This window comes from Pseudarthrobacter sp. NKDBFgelt, assembly GCF_046097905.1.
GTDB lineage: Bacteria > Actinomycetota > Actinomycetes > Actinomycetales > Micrococcaceae > Arthrobacter > Arthrobacter polychromogenes.
This window is the reverse complement of record NZ_JBJURL010000221.1, coordinates 1-504: the sequence shown is the minus strand read 5'-3', so window position 1 is coordinate 504 and position 504 is coordinate 1. Positions and strand designations below refer to the sequence as shown.

Here is a 504-nt window from a genome sequence, read left to right as displayed (position 1 = left end):
CGACGCTCATGAACTAACATTCCACTCGGACGACTCGATGGGGCGCGCCACAGCCGGCGGCCGCGAGCTGGCAGCTCTTTGGCCGGGCAAACCGCATGACGCTGGCCTCCAATTTGTGTCGGTATCTTTGCATAGATCGAATTACCGAGCGGCTACCGTATTGCAGCTGTTCCCGCATTCAGAGAGAAGCGACGCAGGCTCAAACGTCTGGATTCGTCATGCGCGCCGTTCTCGCTGCCACCCTCATCGCATTCGGGTTTCCGCTCGCAGGTTGCGTGACAAGTGGGCCAGAATTCCAAGCCGCAGTTTCAGAGGTGTTCGCCAAGCAACAGCCTGCCACTCAGGCCGAACGGGCCGCAATTAGGCAGTCGGTGCAAACGACCTTCAAAGACCCTTACAGCGTCCGTGACGCTCGCATATCGAATGCGATGTTCTATACGAAGAACGGCCGTTCGTCGGATCGATATGTATGCATCAGCGCGAACGCCAAGAACAGCTACGGCG

The 504-nt window shown here is 58.1% G+C and carries 1 protein-coding gene; it reads left to right on the top strand.

What is annotated here, in order from left to right:
• Positions 1–218: 218 nt before the first annotated feature.
• A partial coding sequence (locus tag ACKAE7_RS21245; RefSeq protein ID WP_408980257.1) for a hypothetical protein occupies positions 219–504 on the top strand: 286 nt, incomplete at its 3' end.